Origin of the sequence: Agromyces atrinae, assembly GCF_013407835.1 — a bacterium.
GTDB lineage: Bacteria > Actinomycetota > Actinomycetes > Actinomycetales > Microbacteriaceae > Agromyces > Agromyces atrinae.
Map to the genome: position 1 here is coordinate 926,351 of NZ_JACCBI010000001.1, position 15,494 is coordinate 941,844.

23 protein-coding genes are annotated in these 15,494 nt (G+C 63.7%); 12 read left to right on the forward strand and 11 right to left on the reverse strand.

Annotated features, from left to right (window positions below):
• Positions 1–99 precede the first annotated feature (99 nt).
• Complete coding sequence (locus BJ972_RS04495) at positions 100–447, forward strand: TM2 domain-containing protein (protein WP_129174616.1); 348 nt, start codon at positions 100–102, stop codon at positions 445–447.
• On the opposite strand, the gene BJ972_RS04500 is transcribed toward BJ972_RS04495, so the two are convergent.
• Positions 434–1,327 carry an AraC family transcriptional regulator gene (locus tag BJ972_RS04500; RefSeq protein WP_129174618.1) on the reverse strand — a complete coding sequence of 298 codons (894 nt, stop codon included), beginning with the start codon at positions 1,325–1,327 and terminating at the stop codon, positions 434–436. The two genes, BJ972_RS04495 and BJ972_RS04500, sit on opposite strands and share 14 nt — an antisense overlap.
• A gap of 286 nt (positions 1,328–1,613) precedes the next feature.
• On the opposite strand from BJ972_RS04500, the gene BJ972_RS04505 reads away from it, so the two are divergent.
• A complete protein-coding gene (locus BJ972_RS04505) occupies positions 1,614–2,228 on the forward strand; it encodes an MFS transporter (RefSeq protein WP_129174620.1) in 615 nt (204 codons plus the stop codon).
• Positions 2,229–2,238: 10 nt separating this feature from the next.
• Positions 2,239–2,706, forward strand: a complete 468-nt coding sequence (locus BJ972_RS04510; protein ID WP_129174622.1) for a hypothetical protein — start codon at positions 2,239–2,241, stop codon at positions 2,704–2,706.
• A 155-nt stretch (positions 2,707–2,861) separates the two neighbouring features.
• Here the strand turns inward: BJ972_RS04510 and BJ972_RS04515 are convergent, their stop codons facing one another.
• Entirely contained in the window at positions 2,862–3,314 is a 453-nt protein-coding gene (locus BJ972_RS04515) for a hypothetical protein (protein ID WP_129174624.1), read from the reverse strand.
• 156 nt (positions 3,315–3,470) lie between these two features.
• Between BJ972_RS04515 and BJ972_RS04520 the strand changes: the two genes are divergently transcribed.
• Both BJ972_RS04520 and BJ972_RS04525 read left to right on the forward strand, forming a co-directional pair.
• A complete protein-coding gene (locus BJ972_RS04520) occupies positions 3,471–4,028 on the forward strand; it encodes a hypothetical protein (protein WP_164989922.1) in 558 nt (185 codons plus the stop codon).
• Positions 4,029–4,431: 403 nt separating this feature from the next.
• Positions 4,432–5,844, forward strand: a complete 1,413-nt coding sequence (locus BJ972_RS04525) for a DUF8370 family protein (protein ID WP_206736508.1) — start codon at positions 4,432–4,434, stop codon at positions 5,842–5,844.
• A gap of 47 nt (positions 5,845–5,891) precedes the next feature.
• Here the strand turns inward: BJ972_RS04525 and BJ972_RS04530 are convergent, their stop codons facing one another.
• Both BJ972_RS04530 and BJ972_RS04535 read right to left on the reverse strand, forming a co-directional pair.
• Positions 5,892–7,277: a hypothetical protein gene (locus BJ972_RS04530; RefSeq protein ID WP_129174627.1), complete on the reverse strand. Its 1,386-nt coding sequence runs from the start codon at positions 7,275–7,277 to the stop codon at positions 5,892–5,894.
• Positions 7,278–7,783: 506 nt separating this feature from the next.
• Positions 7,784–8,314: a DUF3846 domain-containing protein gene (locus BJ972_RS04535; RefSeq protein ID WP_129174629.1), complete on the reverse strand. Its 531-nt coding sequence runs from the start codon at positions 8,312–8,314 to the stop codon at positions 7,784–7,786.
• 116 nt (positions 8,315–8,430) lie between these two features.
• On the opposite strand from BJ972_RS04535, the gene BJ972_RS04540 reads away from it, so the two are divergent.
• Positions 8,431–8,598: a hypothetical protein gene (locus BJ972_RS04540; RefSeq protein ID WP_164989923.1), complete on the forward strand. Its 168-nt coding sequence runs from the start codon at positions 8,431–8,433 to the stop codon at positions 8,596–8,598.
• An 80-nt stretch (positions 8,599–8,678) separates the two neighbouring features.
• Here the strand turns inward: BJ972_RS04540 and BJ972_RS04545 are convergent, their stop codons facing one another.
• The 5 genes from BJ972_RS04545 to BJ972_RS17120 all read right to left on the reverse strand — a co-directional run bounded on the left by BJ972_RS04545 (position 8,679) and on the right by BJ972_RS17120 (position 10,930).
• Positions 8,679–8,999 carry a YlcI/YnfO family protein gene (locus BJ972_RS04545; RefSeq protein ID WP_129174632.1) on the reverse strand — a complete coding sequence of 107 codons (321 nt, stop codon included), beginning with the start codon at positions 8,997–8,999 and terminating at the stop codon, positions 8,679–8,681.
• A 168-nt stretch (positions 9,000–9,167) separates the two neighbouring features.
• The gene (locus BJ972_RS04550; protein ID WP_129174634.1) at positions 9,168–9,716 is read right to left on the reverse strand and encodes a hypothetical protein; all 549 of its coding nucleotides are present in this window, start codon (positions 9,714–9,716) and stop codon (positions 9,168–9,170) included.
• Complete coding sequence (locus tag BJ972_RS04555) at positions 9,710–10,291, reverse strand: hypothetical protein (RefSeq protein WP_241830799.1); 582 nt, start codon at positions 10,289–10,291, stop codon at positions 9,710–9,712. Before BJ972_RS04555 ends, BJ972_RS04550 begins: the two co-directional genes overlap by 7 nt.
• A 99-nt stretch (positions 10,292–10,390) precedes the next feature.
• Positions 10,391–10,669, reverse strand: coding sequence for a hypothetical protein (locus BJ972_RS04560; protein ID WP_129174638.1), 279 nt, complete (start codon positions 10,667–10,669; stop codon positions 10,391–10,393).
• Positions 10,670–10,795: 126 nt separating this feature from the next.
• The gene (locus tag BJ972_RS17120) at positions 10,796–10,930 is read right to left on the reverse strand and encodes a hypothetical protein (protein WP_257022708.1); all 135 of its coding nucleotides are present in this window, start codon (positions 10,928–10,930) and stop codon (positions 10,796–10,798) included.
• A 508-nt stretch (positions 10,931–11,438) separates the two neighbouring features.
• Between BJ972_RS17120 and BJ972_RS04565 the strand changes: the two genes are divergently transcribed.
• Entirely contained in the window at positions 11,439–11,852 is a 414-nt protein-coding gene (locus BJ972_RS04565) for a type IV pilin protein (protein WP_129174745.1), read from the forward strand.
• Between the two features lie 151 nt (positions 11,853–12,003).
• Here BJ972_RS04565 and BJ972_RS04570 read toward each other — a convergent pair whose 3' ends face one another.
• Positions 12,004–12,222, reverse strand: a complete 219-nt coding sequence (locus BJ972_RS04570) for a hypothetical protein (protein ID WP_129174640.1) — start codon at positions 12,220–12,222, stop codon at positions 12,004–12,006.
• 80 nt (positions 12,223–12,302) lie between these two features.
• Between BJ972_RS04570 and BJ972_RS04575 the strand changes: the two genes are divergently transcribed.
• Positions 12,303–12,815: a hypothetical protein gene (locus BJ972_RS04575; protein WP_129174642.1), complete on the forward strand. Its 513-nt coding sequence runs from the start codon at positions 12,303–12,305 to the stop codon at positions 12,813–12,815.
• Between the two features lie 8 nt (positions 12,816–12,823).
• Here the strand turns inward: BJ972_RS04575 and BJ972_RS04580 are convergent, their stop codons facing one another.
• The gene (locus BJ972_RS04580) at positions 12,824–13,675 is read right to left on the reverse strand and encodes a hypothetical protein (RefSeq protein WP_129174644.1); all 852 of its coding nucleotides are present in this window, start codon (positions 13,673–13,675) and stop codon (positions 12,824–12,826) included.
• A 96-nt stretch (positions 13,676–13,771) separates the two neighbouring features.
• Between BJ972_RS04580 and BJ972_RS04585 the strand changes: the two genes are divergently transcribed.
• From BJ972_RS04585 to BJ972_RS04600, 4 genes are all read left to right on the forward strand, one after another.
• Positions 13,772–14,080, forward strand: a complete 309-nt coding sequence (locus BJ972_RS04585) for a hypothetical protein (RefSeq protein ID WP_129174646.1) — start codon at positions 13,772–13,774, stop codon at positions 14,078–14,080.
• Entirely contained in the window at positions 14,080–14,361 is a 282-nt protein-coding gene (locus BJ972_RS04590) for a hypothetical protein (protein ID WP_129174648.1), read from the forward strand. The genes BJ972_RS04585 and BJ972_RS04590 overlap by 1 nt, the downstream gene beginning before the upstream one ends.
• Positions 14,362–14,554: 193 nt before the next feature.
• Positions 14,555–15,169 (forward strand): MT-A70 family methyltransferase, encoded by a 615-nt coding sequence (locus BJ972_RS04595; RefSeq protein WP_129174650.1) that lies wholly within the window; start codon positions 14,555–14,557, stop codon positions 15,167–15,169.
• Positions 15,166–15,369, forward strand: a complete 204-nt coding sequence (locus tag BJ972_RS04600) for a hypothetical protein (RefSeq protein WP_129174652.1) — start codon at positions 15,166–15,168, stop codon at positions 15,367–15,369. Before BJ972_RS04595 ends, BJ972_RS04600 begins: the two co-directional genes overlap by 4 nt.
• Positions 15,370–15,494 lie beyond the last annotated feature (125 nt).

The following is a 15,494-nucleotide window of genomic DNA, read 5'->3' on the forward strand; positions in this document are numbered from 1 at the left end:
CAAATGGCGTGCAGATTCGAGTGAGCCCGCGATTGCGGCCGCGGCGCCCTGAAACGATCAATCGCTGATCGAATCGTTCACCGTCGAAGGAACCTGTGTATGGGCGCTCCCTCTGTCGTCGCGACCCCCGTCGCCCCCGGCCCGACTGCATCCTCAGTCAAGCTGAAGTCGTTCTACGCCACCTGGCTGCTCTCCATCTTGCTCGGCACGCTCGGAGCCGACCGCTTCTACCTCGGCAAGATCGGCACCGGCGCGCTCAAGCTCGTCACCCTCGGCGGGTTCGGCGTCTGGACGCTCATCGACATCGCGCTCGTGCTCAGCGGCATGACCCGCGACAGGGCCGGCCGAGAGCTCTCGCGGCCCGCGAGCCTCATGGGCCCGTGGATCATCACCCTGGCCATCTACTTCGGCGGCCCGCTCGTCGCGATCCTGGTCAATCAGCCGTAGCCTCACCGCGATCATCGGTGCGCTCGATCGGTAGCCAGAGCTCACACGTCGCCGTGCTGAAGTCGGCAGCACGGTCGAGCACGGCGACCATCGACGGGCCGGGCCGCAGTCGCCACGGGTTGGACGGGAACCAGTCGGTCGCCGTCGCCGCCCACGTCGACTGCAGCGCTTCAGGATAGGGGCCTTCGGTTCGGAACACCGCCCAGGAGCCGGCCGGCACCTCGATCGCGTCGAGACCGGCGGGCAGTAGCGTGTCCTGGCCAACGGCGACGCCGTGCAGGTAGGTCAGGTCAGTTCCCTCTGCGTAATCCGGGTCGACATCCGCCGTCACTTGAAGCAATCCCGACGGCTCGGTGTCGCTGAGTCCCGCGAGTCGCGCATGCTCGGCCTCGGGCAGAGACGCGATGTGCGCCTGGATGTGCGGATTGACTCCCTCGTGGATGAGCGGCACGCGGGCTGCGTGGCCGATGAGTCGGAACAACGGTCGGTCGATGATGCGGGTATCCATGGGTGTGCTCCCTTCGATGGTCAGGCGAAACCTGATCTGCGGTTGTAAGCGAAGAGGACCACCGTTCCGCCGCACATCGCCCGGACTGACCCCGTGAACAGCACGGAACGCTCGACCGAACGCCTCGCTCGAGCCGTAGCCATAGCGCACTGCAACGTCCAAGATGTCGGAATCACCGATCACCTCGGCCGCCGCGACAGACATACGGCGCCGCCGGATGTACTCCGACAGCGGCATGCCCGCGAGCGACGAGAACATCCGTCGCAGGTGATACTCGGTCGTGCCGAACACTGTCGAGAGCTGCCCGATGTCGATGTCGTCTCGGAGGTGATCCTCGACGTACTCGACGAGTCGATTGAGGTCTGCGATCACGGTCCCTCCCTTCGATATCGAGCATGCCCGTCAGTTGCGCGACGCACCCGACTATCGTGGCCCGATTCGGTCGCGGTGCGGGCGCTCCGTCTGCGACAGTGAGAGCGACGCAGTGCGCGATTGCGGGAGCTGGCGAGAATTCCGTCCACGATTCCCATCGTCGCCGACCGCGACCTGACCTCCGGCGCTCCGGACGTGAAGATTGCCGACCCCACTCGACGCAGAATGGGATGACGCTCAGAGGACGCGGCATCCAGCGTGCCGGTGAGATCGGTGAGCTACTGCCATGCAGGGGTGGCGCGCCGTCGGTGCCCTGGTGCGCGCCGGCTTCAGCGGACTGATGTACGTCATCTCTCTGTTCATGCAACTCGGGCTCGGCTACTCCCCCACCCAGACATCCCTGAGCCTCATCCCGCTCACGCTCGGCATCATGGGCGGATCGGGGATCGCCGCCGCCCTGATCGTGAAGCTCGCCCGGCGTCTGGTCGTGATCGGACTCGCAGCCATGATCACCGGCCTCGCTCTCATGCTCATCGTCGTCACCGTCGCCGGGCCCGGGCTCACCTGGTGGCAACTCGCGATCGCCACCCTCGTGATGGGTCTCGGCGCCGGCATCTGCTTCAGCTCGATCTTCAACACCGCGCTCGACGACGTCGACGCCCACGAAGCAGGCTCGGCCAGTGGGTCGCTGAGCGCAGTCCAACAGGTCGCCAATGGCATCGGCTCGGCACTCGTCACGAGCATCTTCCTCACGCTGCTGCCCAGTGGCGACATCAGCGCGGTCTCCGTGACACTCGTCGCCCTCCTCGCCGTCCTCGTCGTCCTCGCCGCCTGCCTCCTCGTCGTGCCACTGCTGAGCGCTCGTCCACCGTCAGTGAGGGTGAGCACGGCCGGGTACTAGAGTCACCGTCATGAGTGCGTTCACAACTCGAATCGTTGCTGCTGCGCTCGCCTGCGCGGGAGTCATCCTTCTGACGGGATGTCAGGAAGTGGACCGCACAGCACTCCGACTCAACGAAGACGGCTCATTCGACTTCGCCACCTGTCACGTGCTGAGTTCCATCACCGATGTGAACGCCGTCGCCTACGAACGTGCCGACGGTGAGCTTGCATCCAGCCCAGTCCTCACGAGCAGCGATCTGCCGAGCGAGGTTGCTCCTGGCGATGTCATTCATCTCTCCGCACCAAGCTCGGACGAGTGGGACCAGGTGAGCGTTGTCCTCGAAGGTGTGCACACCACTCGCCAGGGCGAGGGCATTTCGTGGACGATCGACGGCCTGTTCAACCGCGACGACTTAGATGTCGGAGAGTGGTCGTGGGCGAAGACCGGAGTCTTCATCGGCAACGTCCCAGTGGAGTCGTGCGAGCTCATCGGCTGAGCTGCGAACCGCTGGGTGTTGCGCGCGGACGCTGGAGCTTCTCCGGCCCGTTCGCCGTCCGTAAATTTCAGTTCGAGGCCGCCGCGTGGTCCCGACCTCGGTGGCTGCGTCGGAGAAAGTGGCGTCCCGCTGGGCGATCGCCGCGATGTCGAACGTCAGGATGTCGGCCGTGTCATATCGAACTCTCGTGTGACGTACTGCGCGGGGATCGTTCCGTCGAGGAAGTACTGGTAGAAGATTCCGGCGGCTTCGGTTGCGTTGAACACTTCAAGCTCGTACACGTGGAGTGTGTTCTCGGCGAATGTGATCGCGACGCCCGGTTCGCCTTCCCTGGATCCCGGACGTCCGACGATCAGCTGGTGCGGGACGCCATCGTCATCGAACGCTCGGACTTCGACACTCATCGCGTCTGCGGACCCTGCGCACTGTATGTAGGTGCGCTGGTCGAGTGTGACGACGTCGACATCGTGGTGTCGTGCGCCTTCGGGCAGTTCCCACAGTTGCCAGGCGAAGAATGAGTCGCCGTCCATGTTGGAGAGGGTGGCGAGGATCTGGTCGGGGTAGCTGCGGAAGTAGTCGACGAGCTCGCCGTGACGGCGGCCGTTCATGGTGGTCCCGTGGGTCGGTGCGCTACTCATGCCGTCAGCCTACGATCACTCGGACGATGACGATTTTCTCGCCATTCAGGGCCTCTGTCGCCGGGGTGTCCGGGTCCACGAGTCCCTCTCACCTGGCACGGGCTGCGCCGCATCGGATCCACCTGGATGGCCGACGTCGGCATCACCCTGAACGTCCTCCAAGAAATTCTCGGGCACCAGTCGATCGAAACCACTGAGGGCTACCAGCACGCCGACCATCGGCACCTCGCCGAAGCAGCCCAACAGGCCAACCTGTTCCTCTCCGCAGCCCCACCAGAAGGGACACCACCCGCCGCGACGGACCCCGACTGTGACCGCCTCCGAACGCCGCTCCGACCCTTCCAGAAGGGGCCGGAGCACTGTCCTACGCGATTCTGGTCCACTCGGCGGGCACCTTCTGGTGCACTTCGCGGGCGACGACGCCGAACAGGGTTGGTCCACTTCGACGGCGGCCGGCTCGAGCAGATCGGGCGAATGGACCAGCGAGTGACCATCCCCGGATACGACGAAGCCCTGGTGACAGTTGCCTCTCACCAGGGCTTTTCGGTCGGCCTTGTTACCTCTGTTCCACAAATTCAGAAACAGGGGTCACGACGGCCGCGATGCGTCGAACCCTGCGCGAATCCGCCGATACGCAAACCCCTGGCGAGACCACCGCTACGCGCCGGAAGTGGACGCGCCTGAGCGATGAGGACCGCGCTGCGGTGATTGAGCGATACGAAGCGGGCGAGACGTCAACGGCCCTCGCGGAGGCGTATGGCGTCGCCAAGTCCACTATCCTCGGCATCCTGAGGGCGAACAGCGTGGTCGTGCGACGGCAGCCACAGACCCAGGAGCAGGTGAATGAAGCCGCGCGGCTGTATGAGTCTGGATTGTCGCTGTCGCAGGTGGCGGAGCGGCTCGAGGTTAAAGGAGACGATGCGAGTTGCGATCCTCGATGCGGGCGTAACGCTTCGCCCGCCTACGGGGTTCGATCCACTGGAGGCGAACGACAAGTAGTCCGCTCATGCTTTATCGGAATGGCCTCGTCGCGTAGAATCAGAGCATAGAACTCTACTTCTCAGACCAGTTCAATGTCGCGTCAGATGTGCTCGAAGAGTACGGCGCTTTCAACGTGAGTGTCGTCTCGGACCTGCCTGTCTTCATCGACCCGTTCTTGCTGTTCCACAGCGACAAGCCCGAATACCAGGAACTCCACGAGAGCATCATCAAGTACCTCAAGTTTCTTCGGGACGAGGCCGACCCCAACCTGGATGACGCGGTTATCAAGAACTTGTACTCCTTCAAGGAGGTCAAGCAGAACTGGCTCGGGTTCACGGTTCTTGGCAACGGCGGGAGTGGCCTTGGACCGAAGTTCGCGCGCGAACTTCACCGCGCCCTTGGATCAATCTTCAACAACTTTGGTGACGAGCTGATCACGCAGAGTCCGCACCTCGAGAAGCTGGCGCTCATCGGCAAGGGCGTGGGCCGCGACAACATCAGCGACTTCACGACAAACCTCATCAAGAACTACCTGCTCCAGTACACGCAGACGTTCGCGCAAAACCACCTCAACCCTGAGGACTGTGCGACCTTCGCCGTGACCCGAGCCGAGTTCGACTACGCCACCAAGGCCTGGAAGACAAAGCGCTACTACCTGCCGAAGCTCGGCAGCGACTTCGTTCTATTGACGCCGTTCGACATCCTCACGAGTGACGACACGTGGATCAACCACGGTGACATGATCCACAGCTTCCCTCATCTCCCCGATGCGATCGACGACGACCAGATGCGCGGCCAGATCGACAGCTACTTCCGCTCACGGTTGAGCGAGCGTCCGTCCCCCAAGGAGTATGCGCAGGCTGCGCAGGACACGATCTGGAAGTTCCCGGAACTGGTCGACTACTACATCCGACGTCAGGAAGAGAACGGTGATCACGCTGAAGCCCTTAGCGCCGATCGTCGAGGTGAGGTCTACGACGCGCTCGTGGAGCAAGTGCGCGAGGCAATTCCCGCGATCGAGCAGGGCAGCAACCTCTATCAGCTACCGCATGGCAGCTACGAAGAGTCGCTCGTCCGTGCGAAGGCGTTCAAGGACTACATCGAGAACAACGACGGCTACCTGGTAATCAACCGACGCGACCGTCCATTCTCGCGGGAAACGGACGTCCAGATCTTCTTTGGCCTGATCTGGTACCGGACCGAGTTCGACGTCAATCGAGAGGTGAACAACGGTCGCGGCCCCGTCGACTTCAAGGTCAGCAAGGGCGCGTTTGACAAGTCTCTCATCGAGTTCAAGCTCGCGAGCAACAGCCAGCTCAAGCGCAACCTGGAGAATCAGGTGGCGATCTATGAGAAGGCCAACGGCGTGCGCAAGTCAGTGAAAGTCATCGTCTGCTACACGGCCGAACAACAGGCGAAGGTTGATCGCATCCTCGGCGAGCTGAAGCTTGCAGGCGAGGAGTCGATCGTGGTCATCGATGCCCGTAACGACAACAAGCCGTCGGCGTCCAAGGCGTAGGGCACGACTGCACTCGTCCCCGCGGCGGCCGTGCCGACGGCAAGTGTCTACTTGCGCCTCTTGTTCACGACGATTGGCCGTTCGTGCGGGTCCCAGGTACTCACGATTCCCCGCGCATGGAGGCTGCGGAGGAGGGCTTGATCGGATGGGGTGTTTGAGACCTTAGGTTGATCGCGACCCACCTCGGTGAGCTGCGAGTAGGGTGTGCCCAGCGCGCTGAGTATCGCAAACAGTCTCGCATCATCAATCTCACCGAGATGCGGTGCGAGTAGCTCGATGACGGTCGAAGCGCTCGTTCGCGCACCAGGCAGTGCCTCGACAACGTCCAGAGGGAGCTGGCGCTTGTTCGCGAGGGCAAAACGGGCGAGTTCGCGACGCCCAGCTGCATCGGTTGCTTGCGAGTACTCGCTCGCGTTGTCCAACACTGCCAGCTTGATTGGCTTGCTGATGTTGCCGCTCGAGAGCAGGTTGCCGAGGTCATCGCCCACAAGCTCGGGCGTCATGTAGTTCTTGAACGCGCTTGAAGCCGCGATGAACTGTTCGCGCCATTGCCAATCAATGTTCTCGATGTGCTCGTAGGTGTCTGATTCATCCTTGACCAAATTGCTCTTCACGAGCAGTGCAAAGAGTGCGCCATTCTCGGCCTGAATAGTCGAGGTCTCGAGGAGCTCATCGAGCCCCAGACTCGCCACCAACGGCACCCGCACAGTTGAATGGAGGTGCGGCCGTGACGCCAGGATCGACTCTGCGAGCGCAACCTTTTCCTCCTCGCTCGCGCTGTCCGCGTCCGCAATCCGTCCGTCGAGCTTCAATACGCGCGCGAGGTCTTCGTCCACTGATCCGACCAGGGTCATGTACCGAGTGACGTTACTGAATGTCGCAGGGAAGCGCGTCGACCGAGCGAGGGCAGGCCACGCCGCCTCAGGCACGTCGTCGAGGTCGCTTATCCGGCTTGCTTCGGAGGCCTTCGCGATCACGTCGTCGAGTCGATCAGCATCGTGCTTGAGTACATCCTCAATCGTCACGGTGAATGTGTCGGCTGAATCGTTCGTGTTGGCGTGACCATCCACGGCCGCCAGGTAGCTCCCGAGGTTCTCCATCATGTAGCCGTACACCGCATCGCTACTGGCCCGGATGGAGTCGAGCGCGAGACTTGCGGCGTCTCCGAGGGCCGCTTCCAGATTCTGCCGCGTGATGTCGTAGACGTTCCGGGCGACGAATGAATCGCGAACCGTCGGCGTGAGCGGTGCCAGGTCAGGCAGCTTCAAGCTGGCCATTCCGTACACGATCCTGATACGCCCCGCCGCTTCCGGGTCGAGCTTGTCTGAGATCAGCGCTGGCAGGTCGCGGTAGTGCTCAAGCAGGTACCGCGTGGTCGCCGCGTCTGAGAAGTACTTGACCCCTGCTGCGAGGTTAGCGAGCGTGTCGCTCACGAGCCCGAGCCGCGTCGCGTCGTCAAGTTCAGCTTGTGTGACGAGGTAGTCGAGTGCGCGTGCGCATCGACGAACAAATAGCGGGAGGAACGCCGACAGCTGACTGGAGGCCGTGAGGTATGCCTGGAGGAACTCACGAGCCCGATCGCACCGACAGTCCGCACTTCAACGCGCCACTCTCCCGGATGGGCGAGCATGGCGACCACTTTGCTCGGGACGTCGGTGCTGTCGCCGCTACGGTCGGGCAGCCCCGTGATGAGCGCTGGGCCGACGAGCATGGCCTTCTGGCGGGCTTCGGGTACGAACTACCACCAGAGGAACGTGGCCCGCGGCTTGAAGGGGAGGTCGAGCATCACCCCCTCCTCGTGGACGTAGGCCATCACGCCAATCGCCGGGATGTCGACCAGCTCGATCCAGCCACCCACCCACGGCCCGATAGTCCTCGAGCCTGTCAACCTCGCACTCCGTGATCGGCTCATCCTCGGCAGCGGGGATGACGAGCGCCTTCACCATGACCGGTCCCCTCCGAAGAGGGGAAGCTCGGCGATGTGAATCGGTGGCTCGCTCCGCACGCGGAATCGAGCTCCGGGACGCATCGTGGCCTCGAACAGCAGACACCAGAGGGCGGCATCGAAGACGCTGTCGAAGCGCGCGAACGAGTCGCACCAGGAGCTGCGGTCGTACGGACGGACCTGCACCACGAAGTTGTCGCGGTGAAAGATCTGCTCGATGACCGCCTCCGGGACGTCGCCCTCGTTCTCCCGGTCGCCGACACCCGTCAGGACGACGTCGCCGAGGATGACCGGATAGTCGGTCGGCTGTGCGCTGTGCAGCCACCAGAACGCAGTGGCCCGGGTGTTGAGCTGCCCACGCGTCAGGCGTGCCGCCTCGTTCATGTAGATGGTCACGCCGATGGACGGGATCTCGATGAGATCTAGCCAGCCGTCGACCACCTCCTGGAACGCGCCGAGATCGGCGAGTTCGACGAGGGCCGGGCGCCGCTCTGTGTCGTGCGGGATGACGATGCTGCGCACCATTCGTCCCACCTCCTTACTGTTGTCGCGGCCGAGAACCCCTCTCGGGTTCTCTTCCGAAGCCGCGGGGCAGCAACGAGGAACTGATCATGTCGGTGGCCACTGGAAGACTCCGGCTCATGCCGACCTGCACGAAGACGCGCTATCGCGACCGGAACGCGGCGTTGCTGGTGCTGGCTCAGATTCAGAACCAAGACAAGGCTTCGCGTCCGAAGCAGGAAGCGCGCGTCTACTTCTGCGACGACTGCCGTGGTCTGCATCTCACGTCGCGCAAGCGCTGGCGTTGATGGTGTACCGACTGTCCGGGACGAGCGCGGTGAAGCGCCCAGTCCCGAACAGCCGGATCTCCCTGCATGCCGAACTGCGGTCAGGCGGAACCCGACGACCGGCGCGGCGTCTTGCCGCCGCTCGCACCGCCGAAGATGGCCTCGATCGCGCTCTGCCTGGTCTTGGCTTCGCGCTCGATCTCGGCGCGCACCGTCTCGGCGCGCTCGAGCACCTTCGGGTCGGACTTGCTGGTCTCGACCCACGACTCGAGGGCGAGGCGGATCTCTTCGGTGACGGTGCGGTCGTTGAGCTGGGCGAGCACGTCCAGCTGTGCCCGCAGGCCATCGGTGATGCGAACGGCGAGCGTCCGCAACGGACCGAGTGCTGAGGCCGGCACGTCGGCAGGGGTGTTCTCACTCATGGTGAGCCTCCTCATCGGAAGCGACGGACGATCCCCGGTTGGGATCATCGACGCCGCACGCCGACGAGGAGCGAGGCCGATTATGCACCGCCTGTTCGCGGGGCCAATCTTCCGATCGCGAGCGTTGTCAATTCCGCAACGGCGGGCGACGCCAGGCAGCTGTGCTGTCTAGTGATCGCCCAGGCGAGCGTATGCCTCATGGAAGTCCGCGACGAACTGATCACGCACGTTGCCGAGCGGAAAGCTCAGGGCGTGGGTGTGAAGCAATGGCAGCCCAGCTTCGCGCAGCGGCAACGCGAGCGCATCGAAGACATCGCTGCTGCAGAGAATGATGCCGTCCGGGTTGAGGGCGCGGGCGCGCTCGATGCAGCTTGGGACGTTCTCGCGAAGAATCGCCTTGCGCTGCTTCTTGCTTGATACATCGTTGACGGGGTACGGAACCAGATCGATCAGGAAGACGCCGTCATCCTGGAGTCGGCGCAACCAAGGGCGCTTGTCATGCGAGCGCTTCTCCAGCCCACGGAGGTCGTACAGCGCCTCGACCACGCCGCGGTAGAGGTTGTCGTACCCGAGGTGATCGGCATAGAAGAAATTCCGCGGGCGAGTGCCGCCGTGGTCGGTCGGTGCGCTCTCGCCGATCAGGAGCAGGCGGACATGCTCGGGCTGATACTGGGCGCGCAGTTCGGCATACCAAGCGTCCTCGATCTCGTTCACCACTCCGGAAGCCCCTCGTGCCACTCGTGGTCTGGCGGTAGGCCGACGCGTTCCGTGAGCGCAAGGTCTCGGAAGCCCGAGGGCAGCAGAACCGGGGCGGCGCTCTGGTCAACTTCGAGCAGGTCCCAGCGGTCCTCGTAGTCGGCAAAGGTCCGAAGGAGCACCCGAGAGCGCTCGACCGGCGCATTCCGCTTTCCAGGGAGCGCATCGGGATGGGTGAGCCAGTTCATGTGCTCGATCCAAGCCGCCGCTGCGACGTGGACGCGGGGCACCACAAAACTGCGGGGATGGTCGCGGAGATCGTGAGGGATTGCGACCATGACGAAGTACTCCCGCTCGTGCAGGCTCGGTGCCTGCGACTTCGCGCCGAGCGGCCAGCTGATCGAATCCATCTTGGCGCCGCGCGCTGCCTTCACCTGGACTTCGACGAGGCGACGCTCAGTGCCTTCTGCGAGCACCGCGAGGATGTCGGTGCGTTCGAGTCCGTCTCGGGTGAGGGCCGGTGCCCAGCCGCGTCGAGCCAGCTCGGCGGCGACATGGTGTTCGCCGATCGTCTTCGTCTGCTTCGTATCGACCACGATCTGAGGCTATCGATGCGGCCGGACACCGATCGGCGCCGCTCCCTGCAGACATGCGAAGAGGGCGCCCGCGAACTTGGGACGCCCTCTGCGTATGGCCTAGAAGCGGATCCTGTCGGGCTTGAGCGTGATCTTCGTGCCGTCGCTGATCAGCTGCGCCCACTCGGTCAGCTCGGGGTCGGTGATCTTGCCGTCGTAGCGCGCAAACAGGCGCCGCAGTGCGGGCTTTATCTCCTCGATTGGGCGACCGGTATACGTGGCGCTCATGCGCTCGAGCTCCCGGTTCTGCTCAAGCGCTATCTGATCGATGCCCTTCTGGGCCTCGCGCTGAACCTCGCGCATGAATGCGTTCTTGTCGAACTTGAACGAACTGCTCATCTGGTGAACTGCCTCTCCGCTCGCGGGAGCGGGTAGCGAAGCAGTCGGAGCACCCGGAGCGGTATCGCGTCGCGTGAAGTGCTGGTAGGGAGGGCCGACCAGCAGGTGATCGACCCTCCCCGGTGCTCAGCCCTTGCCGAGCTTCGAGCCGGCCTTCGACTTGGCGGTCTTGCTCGACGAGTCGGACGCAAGCGTCCGTCCCGCCTTGCTCAGCGCCGCCTTCGAGGGCTTTCCGGACGACCGTGACGACGACTTCGCCATCAGGTACTCCTTCCGCTTCTTGAGTTGAAGCAGATCTCCCGACGACCGGCTCACCGGGTCGCGAAGAGGCCACCTGAGCCTCTAGAGTCGAGTAGTCGTACCAAGACACTCAGCCCCGATCTGCTGCGATTCGAGCCTCGCGCCGAACCAGTCGGTCGGGGCTTTTCTCGCAGTTCATAGCCTAACGCGCACCGCCGACAGACGGCCAGCGGTGGCGTTGGGGGTCCATTTGGGTACCGAACCTTATTCGCAGGCTTTTCGGGTACTAGAGGCGCCCCTGAGGGCTTTCTAGGCCCGGATTTACGGTCGAGTCGACCAATTCGGTACTTACATCCGTGTAATTCTCCACAGGCGACGCGTGCTTCGATGAGTTAACCACAGTCCAATGTTGTGGAAAATACGTCAGCAGATCGCTTGCCATGATCGCGCTCGTGCTTCGTAGTCAAGGGCAGTTCTGGCGCGAAGGGCATCACGCACCAGTTTCGGACTCGCACCCCGCTCGCCTCGAGTGGATCTCTTGAAGCAACGCGGTCGCGGCTTCACCATCGTCGAACTGCTCATAGTGGTAGTCGTCATCGCGATCCTGGCAGCGATCACGATCGTGAGTTACCAAGGCATCACGGCGCGCGCTAATGACAGCGCAGTGCAGAGTGACCTGAGCGCGGTCGCAAATAAACTCCAGGCATACTACGTGGAGAACGGCGCATACCCGCAGGACACCACGCAACTTGCTGCGGCGAAGCTAGGCGCATCTCGCGGATCGTACGGGCGTCACGCGACCGCAAACCTTGGCGACTACAACCTTCTCTACTGTCGCCCTCAGAGTGATCCGACTCGGTTCGCTCTTATCGCGTCTTCCGCCAGCGGCAATCTCTTCCGATGGTTGGACGGTTCCGTGACGAGCATGTCCCGATCCAACTGAGACACCTTCAATGTGCCCAGCGCGACACTCTGCTCGCAAGCGGGAATCACAACCGGTTCCGCGCAATTGTGGGCGTATCAAGCTGGCGCGTGGCAGTCATGGATTGCCAACTAGCGTCGCGGGACTCAGGTCATGCCGCGTTCGCACCCAGTCACCAGCCGTCGGGGCGCCATCCCTCCTCGAATCGCTGCCAGTCCTCGGGCTCGATGTCCGGCCGACGGAGGGCAGTTTCGACCTGCTCGACTGTCATCTCGCCGAGCTGCACCTTGTCGAGGATCTCGACAGCTCCGTCTTCGCCCCACAGCTGATAGATCTCATCGAACAGATGGGCGGGCAGAATCGGAGCCCCCGTCGTCTTTCGCTTTGCCATTGGTTCCCTCCCTGCTCGAAGGATAGTTCACACAGGCCTGAGGTGACGGCAGAAGTTCGACCGCTGGGTATCGTTGCGACATGGGGCTTGAAGATGGCATCGCCGCCGGTCAGACGACCGCGGAGGAGATCAACCGGAAGCTCACCGAAGCAGCGCTGAAGGCTCGGCGGGACGGGGAAGTGGCTGCCGCGAAGATCATCGCCGTTGGCAGGAGTGCCGCGGAGTACCTTGTCACTCACGGCGTGAAGCCACAGCTCGAAGTGACCGGCGGAGGCAGCTTCTTCAATCGACCGAAAGCTGGACGCAAGGTCTGGGTGCTCCCCTACGTCGACGGTGCCCGGTTCGCTGTCACTGAAGAAGGGGGGCTGTACACGCTTGGAGCACGAGGGAATGTCTACGCCGACATGGTTAGAGTCCAGGAGAAGCTGGCTCGTCGCCTTGGTTTCGTCTACTTCGAGCAGGGGCTCGCGACCATCGATCCGAGTAAATGCAGCGTTAACGCGGCTAGCGGAACGGTGTGCCCAAGCCCCAGGCACCCCGATATCGAGTACATGGTCGGGAAAGCCATCGGACTCCTCGAGGCGCAGAGCTAGCAGCCCACTCAGCGAACCTCCCAGCCCTCTGGGAGGTTCATCGTGTTCGGGTCGCGCCGTTCGGCCCAGATGGCGCCGTCAGTGACGAGGCCGGTTACGTCGCCTGGAGGTGTGTGTCGCCACCATTGCAGCGACACCTCGACGGCGCGCTCACGGAACGTGCGCCGGTGAACAGCGACCCGGGGATCGGCTGTCCAGGCGAAGACACTCCATACTGGCCAGATCGGCATGCTCCAGCCGACGCGGACGACGGCCATGCGCTCGGCGAACCCAGCATCCAGATTGAGGGATGATTCCGGGAGCACGACGCGGCGATGCACGAAGTCGGGCATCGTGGGGTGCGGTCGAACCGTGAAGTCGAACGCAACCGGCTCGCCGTCAATCTCAACGACGGGAGGCTCCCACGCCTCTTTGCGGAGGTTGAAGTCGAGGACCGGTTGGAACGCGTTGCCGGACAGGAATACGGAAACGAACGCCCAGGGGCGAGCGTGCTCGTCGCGGTCGCGGATGAGCGTCACAAGCTCCTTGATGCCGCGCTCGGAGCGACGCCATGGTGTCGACACGTCCGCAGCGAAATGCTCGCTCACATACTGGGTGCGCCGCTGATCCACGGAGCCCAACCCCACGCCCGCACCTGACAGGTAGAAGAACGCGCCGACCGACGTGCCCGGATCGGTGCCGTGCTGCTCGTAGAGGCGCATCAGTTCATCGAATGCGCGCTCGAGGATCCCGTCACCGAGCGCTTCGACGAGGTAGAACAGCCCGGTCATTCGCGTGACGGTCGGCTCGCCCTGCCCCCGCCGAAACAGCCGCAGCTCGCGGATCAGTTCATCGCGCACTGGATCAGCGGGCTCTGCCATGTTGCCAATTTTGCGCCAAAGACAGGACGAACGCCGCGCCTGAGCCTGGAAGTACGAACTCCCCATCCGCAGGGAGCTACCTCCAGGAGGCAGAAGATGACCGCATCCGAACTGCTCCCCACCACGGGGAGTGCCATGAGCCCGCAGGGGCTCTCTTCGTTGTCGCTGGGCATCCAGCGGCAGACCCGTCGCGAGGTGGAGCGGGTGCAGTCCCGCGCCATCGTCGCCAAGCTCACCGAGGACGGCCGTGCGTTCGTGACGCACGCGGCGCTCGAGCACGTCGGTGCCCTGACCGCGCTCGAGCAGCACCTCATCACGGTCGCGCCGCTCGGGGAGGCCCGCTACCGCGAGATCGTCGACAGCTACACGCTGGGCGCCTCGGCGGCGATTCGGCGGTGGCAGTGATGGCGACCACGACCCGCGACGCCTTCGACCGCCTGGTCGATGTCTCCGCCGAGACGATCCAGTGGGCACGCGAACTGGTGGTCGCCGTCCGAAACTCCTTCGGCGAGCGCCGCCGTGCGCGCATCGAGGCCGAGCTCGACCGCAAGCAGGACGAGCTGCGCCGCACCGTGCTCCAGCTGGCCGACGCGCTCGGTATGGAAGCCCACGAGGCACGCAAGGCGCTCATCCGCGAGTCCTTCCTCGCCTCGGGGCGCACGCCGAGCGAGCCCTCGGACTCGTGATCTGAACCGCGGCGGCGCAGACGCTGACCATCCGCGTCCGCGTCGCCGCACCAGTGTTCGCCGGTGTTCCGTTCGTTGTGGTTTTCGCAACGACAACGACCGGAATATTGACGACCCGATTTCGGACGCGCATAACCAGTCCTCGCCATCGCTCGCACGCTTCGCTGCGGGCTGGAGAAAGGAGTTCCTTGACATGATCAACCAGACACCGGGCGCCGCAGTAGCGTCGCCGCACAAGAAGTACGCCGTGATCTACGCCGACCCGCCCTGGGACATCGCCCAGGCCGGCGCCCGCGGCGCCGTCAACCACTACGACCTGATGAACCTCGACCGCATCAAGCAGATGCCGATCGCCGAGCTCGCCGCCGACAACGCGACGCTGCTGCTGTGGACGACCAACGCGGCGCTGCCCGGGGCGCTGGAGGTCATGAAGGCGTGGGGCTTCACCTACAAGACGAACGCCGTCTGGGACAAGTACTACATGGGGCTCGGGAACTACTTCCGCGGCTCGCACGAGATCTTGCTCCACGGCGTGCGGGGCAAGGCGCCATTCAAGTTCCGCGGCCAGCGTTCCACGCTGCTGTTCCCGCGGCAGGCGCACAGCCAGAAGCCCGAAGAAATGATCCCGCTGATCGAGCGCGTGCTCGACGGCCCCTACCTCGAACTGTTCGCCAGGCAGCGTCCCAACAGCCACGCGGACTGGTCGGTGTGGGGCAACGAGATCGAGTCCGACATCACGATCCCGGGGTATCCGGTGCCGAGCGACTTCACGCGGGCCGGCGCAGATGGAGGGGCTGGTGATGAATGATGCCGGACGAAACCCCCGCGCCCACGCCGACGCGCTTCTTTCGCGCCTGCCTGCTGATTCTCGGCGGAATCGTCGCTCTCTGGCTCGCCTTGGAGCTGCTCGCGCACTTCTGGGGATGGCTCCTCCTGATCGCTGGCATAGCCCTCGTCTGGTGGTGCGCGGTCATCATCTACCGCTACTGGTGGGGTCGGCGATTCTAAGCATGAGCACGTTCACCTCTGTCGAGTCGTTGTGGAATGGACAACGACGCTTCAAAACGCTTGACAAATGTGCCGTTCGAGTTCGTAATAAGCGCCATTGTGCCCATTCGGCTTATGGCCATGGG

Excerpts from the sequence above, each read along its gene's own strand:
- BJ972_RS04540 (WP_164989923.1), top strand. The coding sequence starts at position 8,431 with ATGCCGACCTGCACGAAGACGCGCTATCGCGACCGGAACGCGGCGTTG.
- BJ972_RS04600 (WP_129174652.1), top strand. The coding sequence starts at position 15,166 with ATGATGCCGGACGAAACCCCCGCGCCCACGCCGACGCGCTTCTTTCGC.
- BJ972_RS04535 (WP_129174629.1), bottom strand. The coding sequence starts at position 8,314 with ATGGTGCGCAGCATCGTCATCCCGCACGACACAGAGCGGCGCCCGGCC.
- BJ972_RS04510 (WP_129174622.1), top strand. The coding sequence starts at position 2,239 with ATGAGTGCGTTCACAACTCGAATCGTTGCTGCTGCGCTCGCCTGCGCG.
- BJ972_RS04595 (WP_129174650.1), top strand. The coding sequence starts at position 14,555 with ATGATCAACCAGACACCGGGCGCCGCAGTAGCGTCGCCGCACAAGAAG.
- BJ972_RS04575 (WP_129174642.1), top strand. The coding sequence starts at position 12,303 with ATGGGGCTTGAAGATGGCATCGCCGCCGGTCAGACGACCGCGGAGGAG.
- BJ972_RS04520 (WP_164989922.1), top strand. The coding sequence starts at position 3,471 with ATGGCCGACGTCGGCATCACCCTGAACGTCCTCCAAGAAATTCTCGGG.
- BJ972_RS04580 (WP_129174644.1), bottom strand. The coding sequence starts at position 13,675 with ATGGCAGAGCCCGCTGATCCAGTGCGCGATGAACTGATCCGCGAGCTG.
- BJ972_RS04495 (WP_129174616.1), top strand. The coding sequence starts at position 100 with ATGGGCGCTCCCTCTGTCGTCGCGACCCCCGTCGCCCCCGGCCCGACT.
- BJ972_RS04505 (WP_129174620.1), top strand. The coding sequence starts at position 1,614 with ATGCAGGGGTGGCGCGCCGTCGGTGCCCTGGTGCGCGCCGGCTTCAGC.
- BJ972_RS04545 (WP_129174632.1), bottom strand. The coding sequence starts at position 8,999 with ATGAGTGAGAACACCCCTGCCGACGTGCCGGCCTCAGCACTCGGTCCG.
- BJ972_RS04560 (WP_129174638.1), bottom strand. The coding sequence starts at position 10,669 with ATGAGCAGTTCGTTCAAGTTCGACAAGAACGCATTCATGCGCGAGGTT.
- BJ972_RS17120 (WP_257022708.1), bottom strand. The coding sequence starts at position 10,930 with ATGGCGAAGTCGTCGTCACGGTCGTCCGGAAAGCCCTCGAAGGCGGCG.
- BJ972_RS04590 (WP_129174648.1), top strand. The coding sequence starts at position 14,080 with ATGGCGACCACGACCCGCGACGCCTTCGACCGCCTGGTCGATGTCTCC.
- BJ972_RS04585 (WP_129174646.1), top strand. The coding sequence starts at position 13,772 with ATGACCGCATCCGAACTGCTCCCCACCACGGGGAGTGCCATGAGCCCG.
- BJ972_RS04515 (WP_129174624.1), bottom strand. The coding sequence starts at position 3,314 with ATGAACGGCCGCCGTCACGGCGAGCTCGTCGACTACTTCCGCAGCTAC.
- BJ972_RS04570 (WP_129174640.1), bottom strand. The coding sequence starts at position 12,222 with ATGGCAAAGCGAAAGACGACGGGGGCTCCGATTCTGCCCGCCCATCTG.